20 protein-coding genes are annotated in these 24,357 nt (G+C 40.5%); 13 read left to right on the forward strand and 7 right to left on the reverse strand.

The window, feature by feature from the left end:
- Positions 1-26 precede the first annotated feature (26 nt).
- The 4 genes from tamL to HMPREF9331_RS04175 all read right to left on the reverse strand — a co-directional run bounded on the left by tamL (position 27) and on the right by HMPREF9331_RS04175 (position 7,867).
- Positions 27-2,603: a translocation and assembly module lipoprotein TamL gene (gene tamL / locus HMPREF9331_RS04160; RefSeq protein ID WP_016419879.1), complete on the reverse strand. Its 2,577-nt coding sequence runs from the start codon at positions 2,601-2,603 to the stop codon at positions 27-29.
- 122 nt (positions 2,604-2,725) lie between these two features.
- Entirely contained in the window at positions 2,726-3,070 is a 345-nt protein-coding gene (locus tag HMPREF9331_RS04165) for a Txe/YoeB family addiction module toxin (protein ID WP_016419880.1), read from the reverse strand.
- The gene (locus HMPREF9331_RS04170; RefSeq protein ID WP_016419881.1) at positions 3,070-3,321 is read right to left on the reverse strand and encodes a hypothetical protein; all 252 of its coding nucleotides are present in this window, start codon (positions 3,319-3,321) and stop codon (positions 3,070-3,072) included. The genes HMPREF9331_RS04165 and HMPREF9331_RS04170 overlap by 1 nt, the downstream gene beginning before the upstream one ends.
- Before the next feature lie 307 nt (positions 3,322-3,628).
- The gene (locus HMPREF9331_RS04175; RefSeq protein WP_016419882.1) at positions 3,629-7,867 is read right to left on the reverse strand and encodes a cobaltochelatase subunit CobN; all 4,239 of its coding nucleotides are present in this window, start codon (positions 7,865-7,867) and stop codon (positions 3,629-3,631) included.
- A 373-nt stretch (positions 7,868-8,240) separates the two neighbouring features.
- Here HMPREF9331_RS04175 and HMPREF9331_RS04180 point away from each other — a divergent pair, with 373 nt between their 5' ends.
- The 10 genes from HMPREF9331_RS04180 (at position 8,241) to HMPREF9331_RS04225 (ending at position 18,661) form a co-directional block, all read left to right on the forward strand.
- On the forward strand, positions 8,241-9,323 hold the full coding sequence (locus HMPREF9331_RS04180; RefSeq protein WP_016419883.1) for a 1-aminocyclopropane-1-carboxylate deaminase/D-cysteine desulfhydrase: 1,083 nt from the start codon (positions 8,241-8,243) through the stop codon (positions 9,321-9,323).
- Positions 9,304-10,407, forward strand: coding sequence for a glucosaminidase domain-containing protein (locus HMPREF9331_RS04185; protein ID WP_016419884.1), 1,104 nt, complete (start codon positions 9,304-9,306; stop codon positions 10,405-10,407). Before HMPREF9331_RS04180 ends, HMPREF9331_RS04185 begins: the two co-directional genes overlap by 20 nt.
- A 12-nt stretch (positions 10,408-10,419) precedes the next feature.
- Positions 10,420-11,451: an endonuclease/exonuclease/phosphatase family protein gene (locus HMPREF9331_RS04190; protein WP_016419885.1), complete on the forward strand. Its 1,032-nt coding sequence runs from the start codon at positions 10,420-10,422 to the stop codon at positions 11,449-11,451.
- A gap of 135 nt (positions 11,452-11,586) precedes the next feature.
- Positions 11,587-12,501 (forward strand): prolipoprotein diacylglyceryl transferase, encoded by a 915-nt coding sequence (gene lgt, locus HMPREF9331_RS04195; RefSeq protein ID WP_016419886.1) that lies wholly within the window; start codon positions 11,587-11,589, stop codon positions 12,499-12,501.
- A gap of 14 nt (positions 12,502-12,515) precedes the next feature.
- Positions 12,516-13,685: a glycosyltransferase family 87 protein gene (locus HMPREF9331_RS04200; protein WP_016419887.1), complete on the forward strand. Its 1,170-nt coding sequence runs from the start codon at positions 12,516-12,518 to the stop codon at positions 13,683-13,685.
- Entirely contained in the window at positions 13,682-14,608 is a 927-nt protein-coding gene (locus tag HMPREF9331_RS04205) for a glycosyltransferase family 2 protein (RefSeq protein WP_016419888.1), read from the forward strand. The genes HMPREF9331_RS04200 and HMPREF9331_RS04205 overlap by 4 nt, the downstream gene beginning before the upstream one ends.
- Positions 14,609-14,627: 19 nt before the next feature.
- Positions 14,628-15,395 carry a polysaccharide deacetylase family protein gene (locus HMPREF9331_RS04210; RefSeq protein ID WP_016419889.1) on the forward strand — a complete coding sequence of 256 codons (768 nt, stop codon included), beginning with the start codon at positions 14,628-14,630 and terminating at the stop codon, positions 15,393-15,395.
- A gap of 7 nt (positions 15,396-15,402) precedes the next feature.
- Positions 15,403-16,347: a beta-1,6-N-acetylglucosaminyltransferase gene (locus HMPREF9331_RS04215; RefSeq protein ID WP_016419890.1), complete on the forward strand. Its 945-nt coding sequence runs from the start codon at positions 15,403-15,405 to the stop codon at positions 16,345-16,347.
- Positions 16,348-16,355: 8 nt separating this feature from the next.
- Positions 16,356-17,309 (forward strand): beta-1,6-N-acetylglucosaminyltransferase, encoded by a 954-nt coding sequence (locus HMPREF9331_RS04220; RefSeq protein WP_016419891.1) that lies wholly within the window; start codon positions 16,356-16,358, stop codon positions 17,307-17,309.
- Entirely contained in the window at positions 17,306-18,661 is a 1,356-nt protein-coding gene (locus HMPREF9331_RS04225) for a hypothetical protein (protein ID WP_016419892.1), read from the forward strand. The genes HMPREF9331_RS04220 and HMPREF9331_RS04225 overlap by 4 nt, the downstream gene beginning before the upstream one ends.
- 8 nt (positions 18,662-18,669) lie before the next feature.
- Here the strand turns inward: HMPREF9331_RS04225 and HMPREF9331_RS04230 are convergent, their stop codons facing one another.
- The 3 genes from HMPREF9331_RS04230 to HMPREF9331_RS04240 are packed head-to-tail and all read right to left on the reverse strand — an operon-like array spanning position 18,670 to position 21,256.
- Positions 18,670-19,482 carry a glycosyltransferase family 2 protein gene (locus HMPREF9331_RS04230; protein WP_016419893.1) on the reverse strand — a complete coding sequence of 271 codons (813 nt, stop codon included), beginning with the start codon at positions 19,480-19,482 and terminating at the stop codon, positions 18,670-18,672.
- A gap of 3 nt (positions 19,483-19,485) precedes the next feature.
- Positions 19,486-20,532 (reverse strand): WaaS/CpsH family glycosyltransferase, encoded by a 1,047-nt coding sequence (locus HMPREF9331_RS04235; RefSeq protein ID WP_016419894.1) that lies wholly within the window; start codon positions 20,530-20,532, stop codon positions 19,486-19,488.
- Positions 20,504-21,256, reverse strand: a complete 753-nt coding sequence (locus HMPREF9331_RS04240) for a glycosyltransferase family 2 protein (RefSeq protein WP_016419895.1) — start codon at positions 21,254-21,256, stop codon at positions 20,504-20,506. The genes HMPREF9331_RS04235 and HMPREF9331_RS04240 overlap by 29 nt, the downstream gene beginning before the upstream one ends.
- Positions 21,257-21,416: 160 nt before the next feature.
- Between HMPREF9331_RS04240 and fabD the strand changes: the two genes are divergently transcribed.
- The 3 genes from fabD to HMPREF9331_RS04255 all read left to right on the forward strand — a co-directional run bounded on the left by fabD (position 21,417) and on the right by HMPREF9331_RS04255 (position 24,083).
- A complete protein-coding gene (gene fabD / locus HMPREF9331_RS04245) occupies positions 21,417-22,295 on the forward strand; it encodes an ACP S-malonyltransferase (RefSeq protein ID WP_040356950.1) in 879 nt (292 codons plus the stop codon).
- A 150-nt stretch (positions 22,296-22,445) separates the two neighbouring features.
- Positions 22,446-23,105 (forward strand): epoxyqueuosine reductase QueH, encoded by a 660-nt coding sequence (locus HMPREF9331_RS04250; protein ID WP_016419898.1) that lies wholly within the window; start codon positions 22,446-22,448, stop codon positions 23,103-23,105.
- A gap of 6 nt (positions 23,106-23,111) precedes the next feature.
- Complete coding sequence (locus HMPREF9331_RS04255) at positions 23,112-24,083, forward strand: polyprenyl synthetase family protein (RefSeq protein WP_016419899.1); 972 nt, start codon at positions 23,112-23,114, stop codon at positions 24,081-24,083.
- Positions 24,084-24,357: the final 274 nt, after the last annotated feature.

Here is a 24,357-nt window from a genome sequence, read left to right on the forward strand (position 1 = left end):
TATTTAATTAGTTGTTGTACAATTTATTAGAAAGGATAATTAATTCCTATGTTAAAAACAAAATTAGAGAGTTTCAGCTTATTTGTCCAGTGTTGAGTAACCCGCTGTGAGGGGTTGTATAGCTTCATTCCGAAATCCCCACGTATGACAAAGTAATTCAGATCATAGCGCAAACCAAACCCAGTGGATAAGGCTATATCCGATATATCCGAGAGCCTATCCAGCATGGCCTCTGTCCTATTTTCACTATCCATGAGGTGCCATACATTCCCCGCATCCAAGAAAAGTGCTCCCTTCAGCGCACTGGCTATGGTAAAGCGGTATTCTGCATTGGCGGCCAATTTGAAATTGGCTTCGTTAAACTCTAAAACCGAACCCGATGAGCCTGGTCCTAGGGAGTAGGCACGCCAACCTCGGTTGTCATTGGCTCCTCCCGCAAAGTAGCTACGCGAGAATGGGATATTCTTCCCATTCCCATAGGGCATGGCAAAGCCAATAAAACCGCGTAAGGCTAAGACCTCTCCGCTATTTTTTCTAGTCGATAGCGGAAAGTGCTTGATGTATTCCACCTCTGCCTTGGCATATTGCGCATAAGCCACATCCAAAAACTTACGTTGGCCTTCCTCATCCTCAGGGTGCTTACGTATGATATTCACCAGCTGAGGAAGATTCCCCGCTGTCTCCACCTTCACTCGGAATTGCTCATAGGTAGGCTCATAGTAATTCAGCGTATTGTTGGACATATAGGTGAAACTGGTAGCCATAATCAGGTCATTGCGTGTCAGATGGTAAAAACGCTCATAGAGGTTGAGCAAGTCCAAATTCCTCTGGGCTGGATTCGTCCAATCCCTGCGAAACATATCATAGATGAAATACTCATAGGCTTCTCTTCTTTTGAGATTGCCCCTATCATCTAAGTAGTGAGCAGGCGCAGTGCCTTCTTTCCTTACAATGCTATTGAGTGCTTCATACGAACTCTCATATACATTGAAATAATTCTCAGGATTTTTGTTATGTACATACTCTATATCCATGATTTCCAATATGTTGCGATTGGCCGTATTAGGACTCCAGGTATAGCGGAGTACCCCTGAGGTCTTCTGCCTGTCCAAACCTATATTCTCTTGGGTACTAGTGGAGAGTTGTAACATGGTCTGGGGGGTCTTAGAATAAGGAACAAGTGATTCTATCCTACCAAAAAACCATATACGCGGAATGGTCAGGCGCAAACCGCCTCCATATTCAAAGAGATTGAAAAAGGCAGAACTACCATCCAAGAATTGCTGTGCTCCCATGGTGATGCGTGGAGTTACCTCTAGGGTTTCTGCCCCTCTAAAGACGTTTCTTGCAATAAAAGAAGTACTAAACCCTATCCCAAACTCCTGTATAGAGGAGCGAGAGAGTTCCAAATTGGTCTCTATAGAAAAGCGTTTGAGTGGTTCCAAGTGTATATCCGCTTCCAAAACCCTTTCCAAGGTATCATTCTTGGCATAGTGATATTGTATATTGGGATACTTAAAAGCCCTAAGGTTGTTAATCTGCCTATAAGCATTGTTGCGGTCTATATCTCGGTAAATACTCTCCGAACGCAAGGCAATAGCATCATAGAGGGTTTGCTTACGATAGCGCAACTTATGGCGGTAATAGTAAGTAATCCCTTTGTATTCTAGCGAATCATAGGGGGTATTCTCAGAAGAAGAATCATAATCAGTATAGAGGCGTACTTTCCTTATTTTGTGAACCTTATAAGGTTTTTGCGTGGGGGGATCGGTAGAGCGATCTATGTAGTTGGCTATGGTAGTGGTCACATTGATCAGCGAATCGTTGTTATACACTACCGTGTCCCGTGCTATGGTAAAGTCTATAGCACTTTGCTGAAAATTATAGAAGCCATTATTGCGCAATAGGCTAGTAATACGTGCCCTTTCACTATTGAATTTCTCCAATCGGTAGAAAGTCCGTGGCTTAATAATACGTTCATTTATACGCTTTTTGTAGAGGGAATCAATCTCTGGGGAAAGGATTTGGGTATCCAAAGAATCAATATAATAGCGGCGCCCCCTATCTATATGGTAGGTTACTGAAGCCTGTTTTTCTTTGTCTGTAGGAGTGATTTCATAGTGGCCTATATTATTAAAATAGCCCACACTGTTGTAGTAAGCATGGAGGGTATGTGCCGATTTGCGAGTCTCCACTGTATCTATAATCACAGGTGCTTGTCCCATTCGCTGGAGCATACGATCCTTGCCCGAAACCAAAAAGGATTCCCCCAAGCGTTGGGTTTGTTTTTTAGAGAGAAAGCCATCTAAGAAGCGATGCCACTTAGGATGCCTCACAAGCCATTTTTGATAGTTTTCCAGAGCATGGTCATCGGCCAAGTTATAGATAAGCAATCCCAGTGGAATCCCCAACAATCGCGAATTGGGTTCCTGGCGTAGATAGCCATAAATATTGGCATTTTTAGGTTTTTTATTATTAACAGAAATCGTATTCTTACGCAGCAGATACGCTCCCTCCGGCACTTTTTTTGTAGGATTACACCCCAGCAGATAAGCCAAAGCAAAGAGTAAGAATACTATTTTAGCAACAAATGTATGCTTCATCGGATAGCCTCAAAATTTCGGCTCAAAATTACAAATTTTATACGATAATACAATTATAATTATCAATTGTTAATTGTTAATTGTTACTGGCTATCTCCTGCTCCGATGCCAGCATAGAAAAATTAGTTTTCAAATAGAAAATCAAAACCATAAAACTTATTCAGTTCTGTATAATGTCCTTTACAAAGCATTACAAATATGAGCTTTTCCTCATCATATATTCTATAGACAAGTCTGTGTTCATCTGTAATCCTCCTTGACCAAATATGAATTTCTTGAGGGTCTAAAGTAGGGTCTATCTTATCTACATCTTTCAAACGTTCTGGTTTTCCTGTTCCTTTTCTTGGTGAGACTGATAGTTCAAGTATTAGTTTATTGATTTTTTCTAAAACCTTGACCTTTCCCGAATTACGAAATTCTATATATTGCTCCTCAAAGATATGGCTTAGCTTGAGAGTATATTCCATTATCTCAATGAATTAAGATGTTCCAAAATCTCTTTTTCCCCTCTCAATTCTTTACTGCTATCAAAGCTCTCCATTGATTTTTTCATAAGTTCATAATATTCCTCCTGAGACATTTGAGCCTCTTTTTTCTCTCTTTTGTCCTCTACCAAAGTCACATTGAGTGCTTTTAAAAAACTATCTAACAGAGCTACTTGTTCTTTATTTTTCAGACTGAAGGAATATCTTACTCCTGGTTGTATTGTCGTTACCATAGTGGTATATAATAAAGTTGATGCAAAGGTACATCAAATATTTTATCTAGCAATTCTTTTTATTGAAAACTTCATTGTTAATGACCATCAATGATAGAAAATTATTTGTGTATAACTAATTCATTAAGACGCAATAAACTCATGTCCCTACACAAGCGCTAACTAAGACAATTCCTTGCTTAGCATAGTCTCCCATAGAGACGTGAGTTTATTGTGTCTTAATGAATTGGGCTATACAATATGTTTTTCTACTATTAATTTCGCGTTAACAATTAACAATTAACAATTAACAATTGACAATTAGTAATTATTTTCTCCTCCTTCTTACAAACACTACCAGTCCCACAAGGGCTACTAGTACCGCCACACCTATCCACAAACCATCTAAGGAGACTTGCTTCTTTTCCTGTCCTGTAGTCGTTTCTTCTTTCTGGAGTACTTGGCTATTCTTGGTGTCATATACCTCCTCTGAAGCATTATTGGCAGCAGAAAGTTGTTTCTGATATACTTGCGCATTGGCCGCAGGAGCTTTTTGCGAGATATATTCTTGCAATTTCTTATTCTCAGAAGAGAACTGAGAGGAGGTTACCCCATACTGCTTTACCAAATCGGTATGGAGACTCGCCAAATGGACAATCTGTGCCTCTGATGCCTTCCACATACCTTTACGAGTAGCCTCCAGCATCACCGCTGTTACCTCTTCCAAGGATACGGCATTCTCCCGCTTGATAAAGTCGGTCACGCCCAACTGTTGCTTGTCTTCTATATAAGTATCATAGACTTCATTCCATAGGGCATCATCTATCAGTTCAGGACGGGTAGCCTCCCAGCCGTGCATATTGGTTACTATCTCTTGGATTTGTCCTGCTGCAGAGGCCTTTCCTTTCATCATCTCCTTGATATACTTAGGATTGAGTATGGTAGCGCGTGCCTCTACTCCTATGGCTTCCTTCAATTCTTGCAGGTGCATGTTCTTATGATTGCGATAGTCAGCCAAGTAGGCATCAGGATCTTTGCCTGTTACCTCTTTGATAGCGGCATTCATACCTCCCATAAACTCATATACGTGGTCAAGACTCAAGGCACCCCAAGTATTGTTCTGGCGTGGCTGAATAAGTACATCGGCATGCTTGATTGCAGCACGAAACATGCCTTCTTGGAACTGACTCCAGTTCTCTTTAGTGCCATAGAATGCTCCCATATTGTGCATATACACTTGGGCAATATCGCTTTGGCTCTCCCACTTATCTCCTGCATTGATGAGCTCCTTAATACCTGTGTCATACCTACCTTGTAGCCCTCCGAAGATACGCTGAGTGGACATCTCACGGGCTTCCTTAGGCGGTACCCCTGCCTCTACTAACTCCTTCTCTATATCCACAGTACCTGCACTGACCTGGTTGGCGTAAGGCTCTTGAGGGAGCGCACTGACCATCTCTATGGCCTTGGTAATAAGGAACAAACGAGAGGCGGCCAAGTCACGGAACTGACCAGAGGTCTGTATCACCACATCTATTCGTGGGCGACCCAGCTCCTCTGAAGGAATCAAGCGTATATCACCCACTCGGCCAAAGGTATCCCACACGGGTTCTACTCCCAGCATATAGAGGGCTTGGGCTATGGATACCCCCTCGGTCTCTACAAACTCAGAACTCCAGAAGGTATAAGCGATTTTCTTAGGATATGTGCCGTGTTTTTCCTTATATTCGTTCAGCACATTTTGGGCTAAGGCTACCCCTCTGTCCCAAGCCAATTTGCTCGGTGTACTCTCGGCATTAACCGAATAAAGATTATGCCCTGTAGGTACTCCTTTAGGGTTGGCTACAGCATCACCTCCTGAAGATGGAGGGGTATAACCACCATTAAGCGCATTGAAAAAGGCTTTTTCCTCTAAATGGGGACTTTGTTGTAGACCATCTCGGTAGAAAACAATATGGGTAATAGCCTCTTCTATTGCTACTATGGCACGAGCTCGGTCTAGCTTCGCTTTTTTGGCAGCCAATTCGGCCAATTCCTTCTCAGTAAGGGGTTTGCGCTCCTCTTTCTTGACCGCTGGTTTCTTAGTTTTAGTAGCCTTACCTACCGCATCGGGTTTCTTACCCTTGACTGTATCTGTCTTGGCGTGGGCAGAGGAATCCTTGGCTTGTACTGCTTCCTTATCCATCTGCTTTTTAAAGAAATAAGGCATCCCTGATTGATCTTCAGCGGCCACGGTTTCCTTGGCTTTGGCCAATTCCTCTGGGGTGACATGGGCATAACTACAGATAAGCTCAGTGGTTACAGGCTTCCCTGCAAGTACCTGATTCACAAGATTTTTAGCTGGATTGAGGTATTGCTCAGAGAAAAACACTTTACGTTTGAGGTCTTTCTCACTTACCTTACCATCTATTTTATTAAGTGCGGCTACACTATAGGCTATTGGGTCGGCTGACATGGCCACTACAGTAGAGTTGATTTTATCCGCTGGATAAGGTATCCCCATGGTATAAAGCTCTCCGTTAATCTTCTCTGTGGCAATCTCTTCGGCAAAGTTGGACAAGCGATCTATCTCTGCTTCCGTATAGGGCTGGGTGAGGATACTATCCAAACGCAAATCACGATGTAAGCCCATACCTACAGCTAACTTTTTGATATGTAGCGAAATAGCATTCTTATCGGTTGGATTCTTTGACTTCTGGTAGGAGAGAATCGTGTTCTCTAGCTCATTGAAAGTGCTGCGCATATCACTCTCAGTAAAGGCAGGAGTAAGATAGGACACTATAGAACCATACGAACGGCGCTTGGCCATCATCGCCTCCCCTATATTGCCTATCGTATAGTAATAGAAGTGTGGCACCGTACCTACCAAGATATCTCCCCAATCATAGTCGGAGAGGGTAACCTGCTTATTGGGGGTAAATTCCAAAGAGCCATGGGTACCAAAGTGAATAAGCGCATCGGCCTTCAATCCGTTTTGTACCCATAAGTAAGCCCCTATATAGGCATAAGGGGGAATTTCCTTAACCCCATGCTGTACCTTGAAATCATCTTCGGTACTGATAGCCGCAGGGGGTTGAGGCAATATAGTTACATTGCCAAAAGTAAGGCGTGCCACTGCCAAATAGTCCTTGCCATCCTTATGGGTAGCTAAGTAGTTGCCTGGTACTGCCCCATTGTGTGCTACCACTTCTTTATAGAGGTCTTGGGGCAGCGTTGTCTTGAGCCAAGTATCCAGCTCATTAGCCTCTACCAAAGCAGGATTATCCTCTGCTAAAAAACGTTCTATCTCGCCTTTAGCGCTGGCTCGGTAGGTATTGGCATACTTGTTCAGTAGGGTATGAAATTCCTCTACCGTAGCAGGGAGTCCTTCTACCTTATAGCCCTCTTTTTTGAGTTGTCCTAAGAAATTATAAAGTGATTCTATCACTTCCAATCCTTGTGCTACAGGGGGATTAAGCCCAACTCCCTTAAAATAAACTATGGCCAATTTCTTATTCGCATTGGACTGCTTTTTCAGTTGGGTAAAGCGGTGTATGATTTTGGCAAACTTTGCCGCACGGTTACCAATAGCATTGAGAAAATAATAGCCGTCCTTGTTCTTGTCTTGTGCAATAACCACATAGGGGTAGAGCGCTCCGTCCAATTCGGGCATTACCACTGTTTGACCTAAGAAACCGCCTGCCATACCCATCGGGTCTTTCTCCCATTGCTCCTTGAGGGTCAGCACTGAAAGTCCTGTAAAGAAAGGAATATTTTTTTGCTTTATCCAATTGATAAACTTCTCAGGAGCCCCCATCATCATCTGTCCATGTGGAAAATAAACAATCGCATCAGGGGCAATCTCTTCCAAGAATTCTATTCGCTTGGCCTGTGCTGTAAAGGGATACACATTCATACCTTCATCTTGTAGGGCAGAAATCACCCCATTGAGGTGCTCTTTGTTGCCCGCAAAAGGATCATGCAAGCCTGCCACTACTGCTACACGTGGAGCCCCCTCTTTGTAGAAACCATGCTCCTTAAGATAGTTCTCATAATCCTTCAAGTTATTGAAAGAAAGCTCATCATCTAGGTGAAAATAGACATTCTCCTTGCGCTCTATCGCTGGGGCAGGCTCCGAAGCAAACCATTTTTTGTCTATATACTTGCGTACATAAAGCGCTAAGTTTTGGTAGTTGTCCTTATTGGCACTATCCAAATACTCTGACACCCGTTTGAGGTCTTTCTCGCTCAAAGTACTGATGTCATTATCAGGATTAGTTACCGCAAAACTGTGAAAAGGTACCCTGCGAGAAATCTCGATGAGCTTATCACGCTGCTCCTCACTGATTTTCATACCCATACCCCAAATCAGTACAAAGTCAAATCCCTTGAGCTTATCCAACTCATCAGTGGATACCTCTTCAAACTTAATAAACTTGTCCTTGTTGGAAAGGATAATATTCGAAGATTGATAGCTGAGGAAATTTACCAAGGCAATACGTGTAGGCGAGACAAACCGCTGATACACAAAATACCCCGCCCCACAGAACAGCAAGGCTGAGATAAGCAGTAGCAATTTCTTTTTCATAAGGAAAGATTTTTTTTTCGTCTTTTTACTATTAATAATTAGATTGATTTTATATAAATTAATTCCGCAAAGATACGACTTTTTTCAAAACTAAAATAAAGAAAAGAATATTTTTTTTAATGATTAACGTGAGTTCGCCATAAACAAAATTACATCCTCCCACAAAGCCAGTGAGTGCTCACAGCTGGGTATGTGAAACATTGTCGGCATTAATCATTAAACCAACTTATCAACATCCACTAACAAACAATTATAAACAATTACGGTTTAATTAATGTAATTTCTCGTTAAAACCAACTAATTAACAACATACTGTCTTTTGTTGAAAATTATTTTTTGATTACTAATTTTTTTGTATAAACGCTTCTTTTTTATGGCACTAAATTATGATTGTCAATCATTTACAAAAAAACTTTCAGTTGCTTATTTCTTAAAGAAAAAAGGTATTTTCCCTCTTGCGCCCATAGAAAAAACACAAGGTAAACAATTAGCACGTAATTTTGCTCAAGAAATTAGACGCGTAAGTATGATTGCGATTCCTGTCATAGAGACCCAAAAAGTCCCTATCAGCTATCCTCATGGAATCACTCTGTATATCAAGCGCGAGGACAAAACCCATGTACATATCTCTGGTAACAAGTACCGGAAGCTCAAGTACAATCTGTTGGAAGCCTCCCAAAAGGGATACAAGCAATTGATCACCTTTGGAGGGGCATACTCAAACCATATCGCAGCTACCGCCTACGCAGGTAAAGTGGCTGGTATAGAGACCATTGGTGTGATTCGTGGAGACGAATTAGCCAGTGCAGTCCCTCACAACCCTACCCTTAGCTTTGCCAAGGAATGCGGTATGCGTTTTCATTTTGTTTCTCGCGAGCGTTTTCGCTTAAAGCATACAGAGGCTTTCAAGGAGGAGTTGGCCAATCTCTTTGGCCCTTATTACTATGTCCCTGAAGGAGGTACCAATGCATTGGCTATCAAGGGTACCGAGGAGATTCTCACTCCCGAAGATACGGACTATGACTTTATTACCACTGCGGTAGGTACAGGTGGTACCATCGCAGGGCTGATTAACAGCGCCTTACCTCACCAAAAGGTCTTAGGCTTCCCTGCCCTATGTGGAAAGTTTCTTGAGGAAGAAATCAAAAAATGGATCCATGGCTCCGACCATTGGCAGCTGATACATGACTATAACCTAGGTGGTTATGCCAAGGTGAATGAACCCTTTATCCGCTTTCTCAATGATTTCTTTAGGCAAACACGTATTCCCCTAGACCCTGTCTATACGGGCAAGATGATCTATGGAGTTACTTGTCTTATTGAAAAGGGATTTTTCCCTGAAAACAGTAAAATATTAGCCATCCACACCGGTGGATTGCAAGGTATATATGGAATGAACCAACAACTTAGTAGAAAGAAAAAACAAACTCTGGATTATGAACAAGAAATTAGTTAGCTTCATAGGCCTTATGGCAATAGCCTCTTCTTGTAGCACAGGGCATAAGAACGTTACAACGAAGAAGCCTATCACTCGTATCCCTGAAAAAGTGCTTGTAGAGAGCAAACGTACTGAAGCGTACATTAATAAAGAAGAACCCGAAACACCTGAGGAATTACAAGCAACCTCGGCGGTGAAAGTAACCCCAGCACTGATTCGCGAATATATAGCTACCTATAAGGACATCGCTATGGTAGAGATGCAGCGTTATGGAATCCCTGCAAGTATCACCCTGGCTCAGGCCATCCTTGAGAGTGGTTCTGGACAAGGTCGCTTGGCGCGCCATGCGCGTAACCACTTCGGTATCAAGTGCCATTATGACTGGGAGGGAGACACCATCACCCATGATGATGATGCCAAAGGCGAATGCTTCAGAAAATACGAACACCCCGAAGCCTCCTTCGAAGACCATTCTCAATTCCTTGTGAACCGCTCTCGCTATGCCTTCCTCTTCTCTCTCAAGGCCGGTGACTACCAGAGCTGGGCGTATGGACTTAAGAAAGCTGGATATGCCACAGACCCTGGCTATCCACAGAAATTACTGTTCCTTATCAAAAAATACGAACTCCAACAGTACGACACTGAGGTTCTCGGCTACGCATACAAAGAAGAGAAGCCGCTTTCGCCTATTCCCAACACGCCTCCTCTTACAATAGAGAAGAAAAAAGAAGTGACCAAGACGATAGTTAAAGCAAATACACCTGCAAAACAGGAAAACACAGTAGCTAAAAAAGCAAATACACCTACTACTGTAGCAAAAAACACGCAAAAAGTAGTAGCTAAAAAGGATAACAGCCCAAAAAAGGACACAAGCGCCATCGCACAAAAGGCAGATACCACACGCATGGCGCAAAAAGAAGTAAATAATACCCCAGCAGAAGAAGTAGCGATGGATGTAATCAAAATGTATATCGTAAAGAAAGGCGATACGCTCTATAGCATCGCACGTCGCTCTGGAGTAAGTGTAGATGACCTAATGGCACGTAACAATATGAGCAACTTCAACCTCAATATGGGACAAATACTCGTTATTCGTGAGTAAAAAACTAACTCTATGAAAAAATTTTGGAGCACACTCTCTTTTGCTAACAAAATAATTCTTCTGATCAATGGAGTGGTAGGCGGAATCTTACTTTTCGCCTACCTACTCCCTTTTATCCCTCCTCGTTATTTTGAGTATGCCTCCCTAAGTGTTTTCACCCCTTTGCTGATGCTGGTCAATATAGGATTCATTGTCCTATGGCTGTTGCGTCGCCAGTGGTTATTCCTTTTCTCTGCGGTCTTATTTCTCATCGGATTGCCCTTTATGCATCGTTTTGTACAATTTAGCAAGAGCAAACCTGCCCCTAAAGATGATTTGAGCATAATGAGTTTCAATGTACGATTGTTCAATCATTACAAATGGAGTGAGGACAGCGAGCTAAGGAATAAGATTATTGATTTTATTGCCCAAGAGCACCCCAGCATCATTGCTCTACAGGAGTTTTATACTAAGGAAAGTGGAAGTTTTCCTTTCTATAAGTACAAGAAATTCATCTACAAAAACAAAAAAGACAAGATAGGCCAAGCCATCCTCAGTGATTATCCTATTATACATAGTGGTTCCTTGGATTTTCCTCATACAGGTAACAATGGGGTCTTTGCTGATATAGTAGCAGGGCGTGATACCCTCAGGCTATATAGCCTTCATTTCGAATCCTTCCATATAGAAGATACCGAAATCAGCCAAGAGAACTCCAAGCGTATTTTCCTAAAACTCCCCCGCCGATTTGCCATACAGCAGGCACAGGTAGAGCTTTTCAATGCCCATGCCGATAGTTGTCCTTATCCTATTATCATCTGTGGGGATTTCAATAACACCGCTTTCTCCTACCTCTACCAAAAGTTTCAGGATAGGGGCTGGATAGATAGTTTTCAGGAATGTGGTTCAGGCTTTGGTAGCACTTATGACTTCCCTTACTTCCCATTCCGTATTGACTATATACTAGCCGATCCGTATTTTAAAATCACCTCCCACAAGGTCTATAACCAAATCCACTACTCCGACCACTATCCTATTAGGGCAACCTTTATCAAAAGACAATGATTCAATGATTAATGATTAATGATCAATAACCTATAAATAACAAATAAAACTATAACCTGTAACAAATAATTAATCATTAATCATTAGGAAATTAATCATTGATTTCGTACTTTTGTCCCTTATAAAACTCTTTATATGGACTGGAATCCCAATCAGGTATTACTTGACCTGCATTTTATACAAATACGCTACTATAGCCTTATGTTTGTTATTGCCTTTTCTTTAGGCTTTTACATCACCAAAAAAATCTTTTTAGCAGAAAACAAACCCTTAGAGAAACTCGATACCTTGGTCATCTATGTAGCCATAGCAACGCTTTTGGGTGCACGCTTAGGACATGTATTCTTCTATGATTGGGACTACTTCAAGGTGCACCCTCTGGAAATTATCCTGCCTTTCCGCTTCTCTCCGAGCTTTGAAGTAACAGGATTTGCAGGTCTGGCCAGTCATGGGGCGGCAGTGGGGATTATCATTGCCATGCTGCTCTACATACGCAAATACCCCGATATGAAACTCTCTTGGGTGCTTGACCGCATTGTCATTGCCATCACCATAGGGGGAATGTTTGTCCGTTTTGGTAACTTTATGAACTCCGAAATTGTAGGTAAGGTCGTAGATAAGTCTTTCCCTTTTGCGGTAAAGTTCTTACAATCAGGCGACTTCTCTGCTGGTGAGGCTATGCAGCTCACAGGAGAAAATACCCCACAGAAAGCCTTTGAGGTTATCGCCCACAACCCCCAGTTTGTAGAAATCTACAACCAAATCCCCTATAGGCACCCTGCCCAACTCTATGAAGCTGTAGGATATTTCCTGCTTTTCTGGTTGCTCTACTACCTCTATTGGAAAACCAACAAGAAAGACCAGCCCTACTTTATCTTTGGGGTATTTCTCATTGCTCTTTGGACAATACGTTTCCTTGTAGAGTATGTCAAAGACAGCCAAGGCGGTATCGAAGACACCTTAGGTGTTTTCTCCACAGGCCAATGGCTAAGTATCCCCTTTATCCTCGCTGGGGTGTTTCTGCTGTTCTTTAAGAGGAAAAGTGTGTAATTTGTCCAACTCAGATGCTAAAGAAACTATTTTATAATGAGCGTTTTACAGCTATTCTTTGGGCAGGATTAGCACTGGCTACTATCCTCCAAAATGTAGTCATTCGGGGTAGGTATAACAATTATCTTATCTTCGAGGGGGTTTTTAACCATACCCTAAAACAGCTGCCTCTCTTTATTCCTTATCCTGAGGAATATGGAGATATGAACCACTATGGAGTATTCTTTAGTGCCATTATAGCTCCTTTTGCACTCCTCCCTTCAGGAGTGGGTTGCACCTTATGGATTTTGGCCAATGTAGCTTTCCTCTATTGGGCTATCCGCCAGTTGCCACTCTCCAGAGGTGCCTTGATAGGCATTCTCCTTATAGCTGCACACGATATGTATACAGCTGCCGCTATGCAACAGTTCAACATCAGTGTTATTGCCCTTTTAGTCGCCGCTTTCGTCTTTGTAGAAAAAGGAAAAAGCCACTGGGCGACTCTCTTTATTGTGATAGGCACCTTGACCAAGCTCTATGGCATTGTTGGTTTAGCTTTCTTTTTCTTTGCCAAGGACAAGGGACGCTTTGTGTGGTCAGCTTTATTATGGTTGGCACTACTCTTCTGCTTACCTATACTATATTCCTCCCCCGAATATGTGCTTTCCCAATATCATGATTGGTACATCTCTTTATCTGAAAAGAATGGAGAGAATATGGACAACTCTCACTACAACCTACAGAACCTCTCCTTCTTAGGTTTCTTGCAGCGTACAGGCATTTATAACAATAACTTAGTAGTTCTTGCTATTGCCTTATTCCTCTTTGCTCTCCCCTATCTGCGTATAGGACAATACAAACACCTACGCTTTAGGCTCATGTTCTTAGTCTCGGTGAGTATGTTCTTATGTCTGTTCAGTACAGGAACCGAAAATAGCACCTATATCATCGCCTATGTAGGAATTGGAATTTGGTTTATGGTCTCTCCTAATAGGAATAATACTCTAAAAATCACGTTATTAGTCCTAGCTTTCTTAGCTTCACTTTCGCCTACTGACCTTTTCAAGCCACTCAAAGAGCCTTATATCATTCGCTATTCCCTCAGATCGGTGCCTGTCATGCTTATATGGCTCACCCTCATTTGGGAAATGTGTAGTTTGGACTATGGAAAAGAGGACACTAACCCTAAAGAAGTCACCCTATGAAAAAAATAGATATCGTCGTTCCTTGCTATAATGAGAGTGAGAATATCCGCCCATTATATGAGGCCATTAAGGAAGTTTTCGCTAAAGAGCTACCCGACTATGACTTCAACTTATTATTGGTAAATGACGGGAGTCATGACTCCTCTCTCCTTGTCCTCCAACAATTGGCCAAGGAAGACAATCGGGTAAAATACCTCTCTTTCTCTCGCAATTTCGGCCATCAATTAGCCGTAAAAGCAGGCTTAGACCATGCTTTTGCCCCTGCGGTTATCTCCATGGATGCCGACTTACAACACCCTCCTGCACTGATTCCTACCCTCATTCGCAAATGGGAAGAAGGTGCTCAGGTGGTGGCGACCCTACGTACCTATCCTGAGGAAATCTCTAAGAAGAAACGCAAAAGTTCCCAGCAATTTTACAAACTGCTCAACCTGCTTTCAGACATTGAAATCAAAGAAGGTTCGGCTGACTTCCGCCTGCTTGATCAGGCAGTGGTAGAGGTCATTCGCCATATGAGAGAAAACGAACCTTTCTTACGTGGTATGGTTCCTTGGGTGGGCTTTACCCAAGTATATGTACCCTACACCGCCCAAGCCCGCTATGCAGGAGAGACCAAATATACAATCAAGAAAATGTTCCAACTTGCCCTCAGTGGGGTTACCTCTTTCAGTGTAAAACCCCTCTACTTTGCGGTATTCTTAGGCTTTTTCTTTTCCCTCCTCTCGGTGTTATATGTCCCTTATGTGATATATTCCTTCCTCAATGGCTCGGAAATCTCTGGTTGGGCATCCCTTATCATGACTATTGTCTTTTTCGGAGGCCTACAACTGATTATTTTAGGCATCATCGGAGTATATATCGGCAAAATATTCACTCAAACCAAGGAAAGGCCTGCCTATATTATCCAAGAGAAACATTTATAACATAGAAACAACCTAACAAATGATTTACCTTAGTTTTGACATAGAAGAGTTTGACATGCCCAAGGAATACGGCTTTGACATTCCTTTTGAGCGACAGATGGCCATTTCCCGTGAGGGTCTTACTGCTATCTTGGACTTACTCAAAAAGCACGGGGCTAAAGCCACTTTTTTCTCTACTGTAGTTTTTGCCCAAAACGCCCCTGACCTTATAGAGCGACTTCTTGGTGAAGGACATGAGTTGGCCTCACACACCTATTACCATTCTGACTTTGCTATAGAGCACCTACTCTCTTCCAAAGAGGCCTTGGAGTCTCAGTTTGGTGTAACTATTGAGGGTCTCCGTATGCCGCGTATGCTGGAAGTTGCCGTGTCTGATGTCAAGCAGGCAGGCTACCTATACAACTCCTCGGTCAATCCTACCTTCCTCCCTGGTAGGTACAACAAGCTACATGTCCCCAGAGCCATATTCCTTGAAGATGGCCTCTGGCAAATACCCGCCGCAGTAAGCCCTTGGCGTATTCCACTCTTTTGGCTTTCTTTCCATAACTTCCCTCTATGGTATTACAAGCACCTTTTGAGCCGTACCGTTGGGAGCTTAAGTTATGCCGCCCTCTACTTTCACCCATGGGAGTTTACCGACCTACACCAAAAAGAGTTTAATTTTCCTTTCTATGTCATGCGCAACACGGGGGAAGCTATGATTGCCCGCTTTGACAAACTACTTAGCTTTGCTAAAGAGAAAAATTGGAAAGTTGAAAGATATAAAAAATTGATTGAATCTAAGTAAAATTCTAATGCAGAAAAACTACCTCGTCCTTGCTCATAAAAACCCTGACCAGCTCTATAGAATGATAACCGCCCTAAATGACAATGTTTCTCATTTCTTTATCCATATAGATGCTAAAAGCCCTATAGCTCCTTTTAAGGAACACCTACAAGGATTACCTGTCCATTTTATTGATAAAAGGGAATGCTGTTTTTGGGGAGATTTTTCAATAGTCAGAGCTACAATTAACCTTATGGAAGCAGCTGCTAAGGAAAATAAAAAAGGATACTTTATCCTTATGAGTGGGCAGGATTATCCTATTGCTTCTCAAAAGGAGATAAACACTTTTTTAGAACAATACGATGGCTATGATTTTATAGATTTCCTCCCTATAGAGGACAAATGGAAAGCCAAAATGGTCAAGGACAAACTTTTTCATTATCATATCCTACATTCTGGAGAGAGAGGACACAGTAACTGCTATGCTCCTTTCTTCCATTGTGCCGCCTCTCAAAAAGGTAGAACCTTATTCCACTTACTTAAGGGACGACTCTCTTGGAAACATTTTAAGTTATTATGTAAGTTACCCGCAAGGAAAGCTCCTTTTAGCCAACAGTATGCAGGGAGTCAATTTTGGGCTTTCTCAGAGAAAACTTTCTATAAAGTACTGGCTTATATCTGGGAACATCACACTACCTTGGAAGACTATTATCGCTATACTTCCTCCTCTGATGAAATCTATTTTCACTCTATCCTACTCAACCTACAACCAACAGATGCTGACATCAAGCTAAAACCTTCTCTTACCTATGTAAATTGGGAGCGAAAAGGAGTCCCTCTCCCTGTATTATTTAAAGACAATGATTTTAAAGAACTTACCTATCAAAGAGAGAAACTCTTTGCACGAAAGTTTGATACGGAGATAGACACTGCTATTTTAGATAGGTTAGATAATTTCTTAAACAACAAATAATTTTTGTCATGCAGAAAAATTATCTGATACTCGCCCATAAAAATCCTCAACAACTTTATCGCCTGATAAAGGCTTTAGACGATGGTAAGTCTCAGTTTTTTATTCATGTAGATGCCAAAACAGCTATAGAACCCTTTACAGCTTTATTTCAAGAAGAACACATCATATTTATAGACAAAAGAGAACGCTGTGTGTGGGGAGGTTTCTCAATAGTACAAGCTACAATACACCTAATGGAAGCTGCCGCCGAAGTACATAGTAAAGGCTTTTTTATTCTAATAAGTGGGCAGGATTATCCTATAAAACCCATCAAAGAATTAGATAACTTCTTACAACAAAATAAGGATTTGGATTTTATGAAATTTACTTGTTTAGAAGGATGTGACTGGAAAGATAAAATGGTAAAAGACAAATTAGAACATTATCAAATCTTGCATTCTGAAAGACGAGGAAATAGTGATTGTTATCCTCCCTTTTTTCGTAGTTCTATTTTACAAAAAATAACAATCTTATGGCACTTGCTCAAAAGAAGAATCTCGAAGAAAAACTTTAAGTTCATTTACCATGCCCGCGAAAGAAAAGCTCCTTTTGCCCAGCAGTATGCAGGTAGTCAATGGTGGGCTTTCAAAGAAAATACTTTCTATATTTTGTTAGATTATATTCAAGAAAAAAGACAATTATTAGAGGATTATTATCAATACACTTCTTGCCCTGATGAGATTTACTTTCATTCCATTCTTGTAAATCTTCAGGCTACTCACAAAGAAATAAAGATAAAACCTTCGCTTACTTATGTGAATTGGGAAAGGAAAGGGGTACCTTTACCTGTGCTTTTTACACAAAATGATTTTGAGGAACTTACTTCCCAAAAAGAATATTTCTTTGCACGAAAGTTTGATATGGATGTAGATAGAGAAATTTTAGATAGTTTAAATGATTTTATTAATAGAAGAAACAAATGAATATAAAGACTTTTTTACAGAAAGAATGGTTTTTACTTCTCGCTTTATTACCTCTTGTAATTACCTTTCTACTCCTACAAATATGGGTTCCTCTTTGGAATAATACTACTACAAATATATTATTTTATAGTATTTTTAGCTATGATATAGCGCTTATCCTTTTATGGATCTATCATAATCATTCTTCATTGTTTGAAAAAGACGAATGGATTAGAAATACAATTACGATTGTAGGCTGTGGGGTTATTCTCTTATGGACTTACAAGCACAAGATTACTTTTCGTTTGGATATTTTACTCCTTTTTTTATGTACTTTATATGGCATTATCTATCGAAAAATCATAAAGCCTACAGTTATTTCTATTCTATTTTTCATCTTTATAATTATACGAATCATAGCTCTTTCGTGGGCAAAGTATTTTGATTATGGAGTAAGAATACTTTTTGAAGAAGAGAGTATTGTTTTCTTCCTATTGATACCAATTATTTTATTAGGTTTTTCTGTAAGCCAAAGACAGCAAATAAGTTTTACAGCTATTTGCTTTAAGAGTTTTCTACTTTTGCTCATAGCCAATATGGTATTCTATAGTTTCGCTTCAAAAGCAGCCAAAATAGATTTTTTTAGCTTTATTACTTTAAACAAAGGGTATTTTTTTTATTATGAAGCCCTCTTTTGGTCTAAGTTCAAGCACCCCAGTTTTATCTCTTGGATTATTCTACTTATAGGAGGATTAGGAGGACTGATATGCAGAAAAGATAGAAAGTTAATAACTACCTATGAGCTAACTGTCTATGCGTTACTAATCCTTTGTTTTGCTTTCATTGTACAAGCACGAGTAACTATTATTAGCTATTTTATAGTAATAGCTTTCTTCATATATCTTTCTATAGAAAAATATCTTACCCAGACTGTGAAGTATAGTTTGTTTTCTTTGTTAGGAATAACAGCTATAGGAGGCGTGTGGTATTTGGTTACACATACAGTTTATTTTTCCGATCCTATTCGCAACGAAATATATGCTAGAGCCTTTAAAGCTATTGGGCAAGGAAACTTATGGATAGGAAATGGTTCAGGATATCAGCGATATATAATGGAAGACCTCCATATAGGATATGTACATAATGATTTTATAGCCACTCTTGTAGATACCGGAATTTTAGGGTTAAGTATCTTTATACTATGGTTAGGTAGTATTGCTTTTTCTAAGAATATTATTAAGCAATATCTACTTCTTGTCTTTCTCCCTATTATGAATACAGACGTACTATTCTATGTGTTCGAATGCACTTATATTCTAATGCCTTTGATAATTTTTATAATATTTGCTCCCAAATATTCAACATTACAATAGTATCTCTTTTATTCTTTACCAATAAGTGCATAAAATACTTTCTTATACCAAGGACGTGACTGTATTTTATGTATTTTTTCTTTATAATAATTTATTATTTTCAAAAAGAAAGCATCAAAATACAAGGTTTCATTTTTCAAGATATAAGACAATACCTTTTCTATATTTTTTTCTATTAATTTTTTGTTTTGAGAGGTATTGCTATTATGAATTCTATAGACAGCAAGGGGCTTATCAATGAATAATACTTTGGGAGTCCTTTTAAATACTTCAAGCCACATTACCCAATCTTCTTTTACAGAAAATTCCTCTACAAAAAAGATGCCTTCTATAGACTTTTTACTAAAAATAAAACAATGAATAGGAATATTAAAATCTATATCCCATTTAAGCAGGATGTTTTCATAGGTAAATTCATATTTTCCAAGATTACAAAAAGGAGGCCGTCTCTTCCCTTCTTTGATTTCTTCAAAATTAGAGATCACTATATCACACTTCTCTTTTGTAAATAATGCTATACTCTCTTCGAATTTGGTAGGCTGGAGCATATCATCTCCATCTAAAAATTGTACAAATTCTCCTGATATTTTATCTATTCCTGCATTACGTGCGGCGCTCCTATCCTTATTTTCTTGATAAAAATACAAAAAACGACTATCTTTCTCTCGCCATTTTTTGGCTATTTGAGCAGAATTATCTGTGGAACCGTCATCAATAATAATGCACTCCCAATCAGAATAGGTTTGCTGGGCAATACTGTTAAGTGTTTCTCCAAGAAATGCCTCTTGATTGTAACAAGTTACAATAATAGATATCTTCATATATTAATAATTCAGCGTTTTATACGGAGGTATGTCCAATACATATCTCAACCAATTGGTAAAACTATACTTTTGTTTTATCTCTTCAGACAATGGAGTATAGGCTACCTTTAGGAAATCTTCCAAACCTTGAAAATTATCTTCTTCAAATACAAAAATATTATTGGGGTGATAAAAATCGTATTGCTTAACTGTTTTATTATTGGTAATCAGTTTCTTTTCATACTTTATTGCTTCAAATATTCTAAAAGAAAGTCCATTATGCTCCACTGTTTTTATATCCAATAGGATAGTTGTTCTTTGAGCGAGAGACAAATACTCTTGAAAATTCATTCCCTTTGTTGTAAATGTAACTCTAGAATGAGAGAAAGGAACGGTTCTCCTTCCATAAAAAAGATTAATATTCAAGTTCAGATTATACTTACTTAGTTCATTTACAATTCTCAAAAGTGATTGTTGTCTATCACTGATATACATACCTACATATAAGACCTCTTTCTCTTGAGGAGTAACATTTTTCTGAGGAATGTCTATATAAAAATTAGTACAAGGAAGTATATTTGAATATTGTTTCTTATACAAATGAAAATCTTCAGGATCAAACACAAAAAAACGCTCAAAAAGAGGAAGCACTCTAAATACTTTCGGAAAACGTGCAAGTCCATCCCATTGGTAAGCAACCACTTTCTTTGTCACTTGGTGTATTTTTTCTACTGTTTGCATATCCAATTTGTCAGGACGAATCACAATAGCATAGTCTAAACTTCCTTTTGGAAACTTGTCCAAGGTTTTGAATACTTCTTTGCTATAGTGGGCATCTATCAATTCTTTCTTATAGGCCTTATTTTTCAAAAACGTCTTCTGAACAAAGTTAAGGAATCTCCCTTTGATATCATAACGGAATATAGGTGCTATTACCTCTACTTGATCAAAGCCCATATACCTCAACTGTTGTTCAAATACTTTATAAAGCTCAAAATCAGGAGGCATTACCAATATGATTTTCTTTCCTAAAAATTCTTTATACTCCTTTTCTTTGCTGGTATTCATATATTTTTGCTAAACAAGAGAATTTGTATTGGGCTTTAAGAACGGCAAAGATAAATCCTCTCTTGCCATCTAAGCAGCCTTTTTTGATAAAATAATACTTTACAAACCAAAAGAAAGGAGAAAAGAGCAGTTTGCCCCAGCCCACTCGCTTGCCTTTGTGGCGTTCTACCTCTTGGGTACTGTAATTATTGTTCTTATTGAGAATAGTCGTTACCGAATCATTAGCTAAGTGCTCTGATGCTAAGTCTGTCCTATGGCGTGGCAGCTTGATAACCTCTCCCTGCACCTTTACTGTAGAATGAATTTCTTTAGGCCAGTCAGCTCCCTCTTTCCTGAAAAAACGCAATTTAAAATCAGGAAAAGCAGAACGCATATACTGATCTATAAAGTAATTTTTAAAGGGAATATATACCCCTCCTATAGCTGGATTTTCACTAATTTGGTAGAGGTACTCTCTAAGCTTCTCAGGTACTGTCTCATCAGCATCTATCACTAACACCCATGGGTATTGCGCTTGAGCTACTGCAAAATTTCGAGCGGGTTCTACATAAGGGAAGCGTTCACAATAGACTATCTTGCAGCCATATTGCTCCGCTATAGCAATGGTACGATCACTGCTGCGCATATCACAAATGACCACTTCATCAAAATCTTTAACTGTTTCCAAGACAGTAGCTAAGTGTTTTTCAGCATTATAGGTGTTAATAACAACTGATATTTTCATGGAGAGGTGTGGTTATGGCTATTTCCAAGGCGCAAATTTACTATTTTTCCACTAAACAAACAAACCTGATTCTTACAAAAATTTGACTGTCAAAATACTCTTGCCTATCTCCCGAAAAAAACATATCTTTGCCCGCAAATACACAAACTCAAGATACACCATGAAAAAAGCTTATATTTTCCCTGGACAGGGTTCCCAGTTTGTGGGAATGGGAAAGGACTTATATGAGAGCAGTCCCCTTGCCAAATCGCTCTTTGAAGAAGCCAATGCTATTTTGGGCTTCCCTATCACTGAGGTCATGTTCGCCGGTGATGAAGAGGCACTAAAGCAAACACGTGTTACCCAGCCAGCCATCTTCCTACACTCTGTCATTCAGCGCCAGGTCTTGGGCGATGCTTTCAATCCTGATATGGTCGCTGGGCACTCCTTAGGAGAGTTCTCCGCCTTGGTCTCCAGTGGCGTACTGACCTTCGAGCAGGGTTTGCGCTTGGTAGCCAAGCGTGCTGAGGCTATGCAAAAGGCCTGCGAACTTCAGCGTGGCACTATGGCCGCTATCTTAGGCCTAGACGATACCGTAGTAGAACAAGCCTGCAAGGATACCGAGGGCGTGGTAACTCCAGCCAACTATAACTGCCCAGGGCAACTGGTGATCTCTGGTGCCTATGAGGCCGTAGAGCAGGCCTGCGAAACACTCAAGGCCGCAGGAGCTAAGCGTGCACTAATCCTCCCTGTGGGGGGCGCTTTCCACTCTTTTCTGATGAAACCTGCCGAGGAGGAACTGGCCAAGGCTATCGGGGGAATCTCTTTCCAAAAACCACTCTGCCCTATCTATCAGAATGTGACCACTACTGCGGTAACCGATCCTGAAGAGATTAAGAAAAACCTCATCGCTCAGCTCACCGCTCCTGTCAAATGGACACAAAGCGTCCAACAAATGATTGCCGATGGTGCTACAGAGTTCTACGAACTTGCACCTGGGAAGGTACTTCAGGGCTTGGTGAAGAAAATCAACAAAGATGTAGCGGTTTTTTCTGCTTAAAAAGAAATTCTGAGAAAGGCATTGTATTTCTCAAAAAATATCGTACCTTTGCATCAAGTTTGATCTGTTTAATATAGTTGCTCATAATATGAAAATTGGAAAAGGCTTTCATCTTGCGTGAAAGTCTTTTTTAGATTAAATGAAGAACCTATGGAAATCACCCGTGAAAAATTAGTCCTCCCCAATGGGGGCAAGAAACTCCTGCTACACTCCTGTTGTGCGCCTTGCTCTGGAGGTATCATCAAGGCCATCCAGGACTCAGGGATTGACTTTACTATCTTTTTCTATAACCCTAATATACATCCTAAGAAGGAATATGATATCCGCAAGGAAGAAAATATCCGCTTTGCTGAAAAGTGTAACGTGCCTATCATCGATGCGGAATATGACGCCGACAATTGGTTTGCTCGTGCCAAAGGCTTAGAGTTCGAACCTGAGCGGGGCAGCCGCTGTGCTGTGTGCTTTGATATGCGTATGGAGCGTACCGCGCTCTATGCTTTTGAACATGGATTTGACACCATCGCCACTTCCCTTGGTATCTCCCGATGGAAGAGCCTTGAGCAGGTCAATGAAGCAGGCTTTCAGGCTGCTCAAAAGTACGAGGGTATTACCTTCTGGGACTACAACTGGCGTAAAAAGGGCGGCAGTGCTTGCAATATGGAAATTTGCAAGAGCGAACGCTTCTATAAGCAGGAATACTGCGGTTGCGCTTACTCTCTGCGCGATGCCAATAAGCGCCGTGTGGAGAAGGGGCAGGAACGTATCCAATTTGGAGTACATTTCTACGGAGACGAAGAGAATAAGAAATAAAATACCATGCAGCTGATTACCCACTACCAAAATGAGTTCCTCGCCTTTATGAACAAGCATCTTACAGAGCGAGAACCTAAGAACCTATATGATCCTATCCACTATATCCTCCGCGTGGGAGGGAAGCGCTTGCGCCCTACCCTTACCATGCTCAGTGCGGACATCTTTGGGGCGGATTATCACAAAGCACTCTATGCGGCACTCGCAGTGGAGATCTTCCATAACTTCTCCCTTGTGCATGACGATATTATGGACCAGGCGCCTCTAAGGCGCGGACAACCCACAGTGCACACCAAGTGGAACCTCAACACGGGTATCCTCTCTGGCGATACCATGCTTATTCTTGCTTATCAGTATTTTGAGCAATATGAGCCAAATATTTTTCAAGAATTGGCCAAGATATTCAGCAAAACAGCCATTGAGGTTTGCGAAGGCCAGCAGTACGATGTGGATTTTGAACGAGAAGTACAAGTCTCCACTGACCAATATCTCAAGATGATTGCTTACAAGACAGCCGTCCTCGTGGGGGCAGCGCTCAAAATGGGGGCTATCATCGCTCAGACAACCCAAGAGAACAAGCAAAAGATATATGACTTTGGCCTTGCCTTGGGTATTGCTTACCAGTTGCAGGACGATTATTTGGATACCTTTGGCGATGATTCTTTCGGTAAAAAAATCGGAGGGGATATTCTCCAAAACAAGAAAACACTCCTCTATCTCAAGGCTTTAGAGAAAGGTACTGCTAAACAAAAACAGGAACTGTACGCGCTCTATACCAATGAACCTAAGAACGAAGATGAAAAAATCAGCCGTGTAACCGAGCTTTTCATAGCTACTCAAAGCCATACTTACCTCCGAGAACGTGTAGAAGCCTATACTATGGAGGCATTCGCTATCTTAGATACTCTTGATATTCCTCAGGAGAAAAAGGATATTCTAAAAGAATTTGGTAGCAGCCTTATGAATAGAACCATTTAATGGGTAATATTTAATGATTAATGGCACGAAATTTGTCTCTAGTCACTAATCATTATTTAAGTTTCGCAAGTTGTTTTTAGGCTATTATTGCAATTATAAATAACTAATAATCAATTATTTGTAACCCCCCACCCCCCTCTAAAGGGGGAGCTTTGAGGGCGTTGAAATGGCCTAATTTGTTTATCAAATTAGAAATTTCTCTTCTATAACTTATTGAACCTCCATTACTTACTAACTCCCCCCTTGAGGGGGGGTAGGGGGGGATGTTTTGAGA

Origin of the sequence: Capnocytophaga granulosa ATCC 51502 (assembly GCF_000411115.1) — a bacterium.
Classification (GTDB): domain Bacteria; phylum Bacteroidota; class Bacteroidia; order Flavobacteriales; family Flavobacteriaceae; genus Capnocytophaga; species Capnocytophaga granulosa.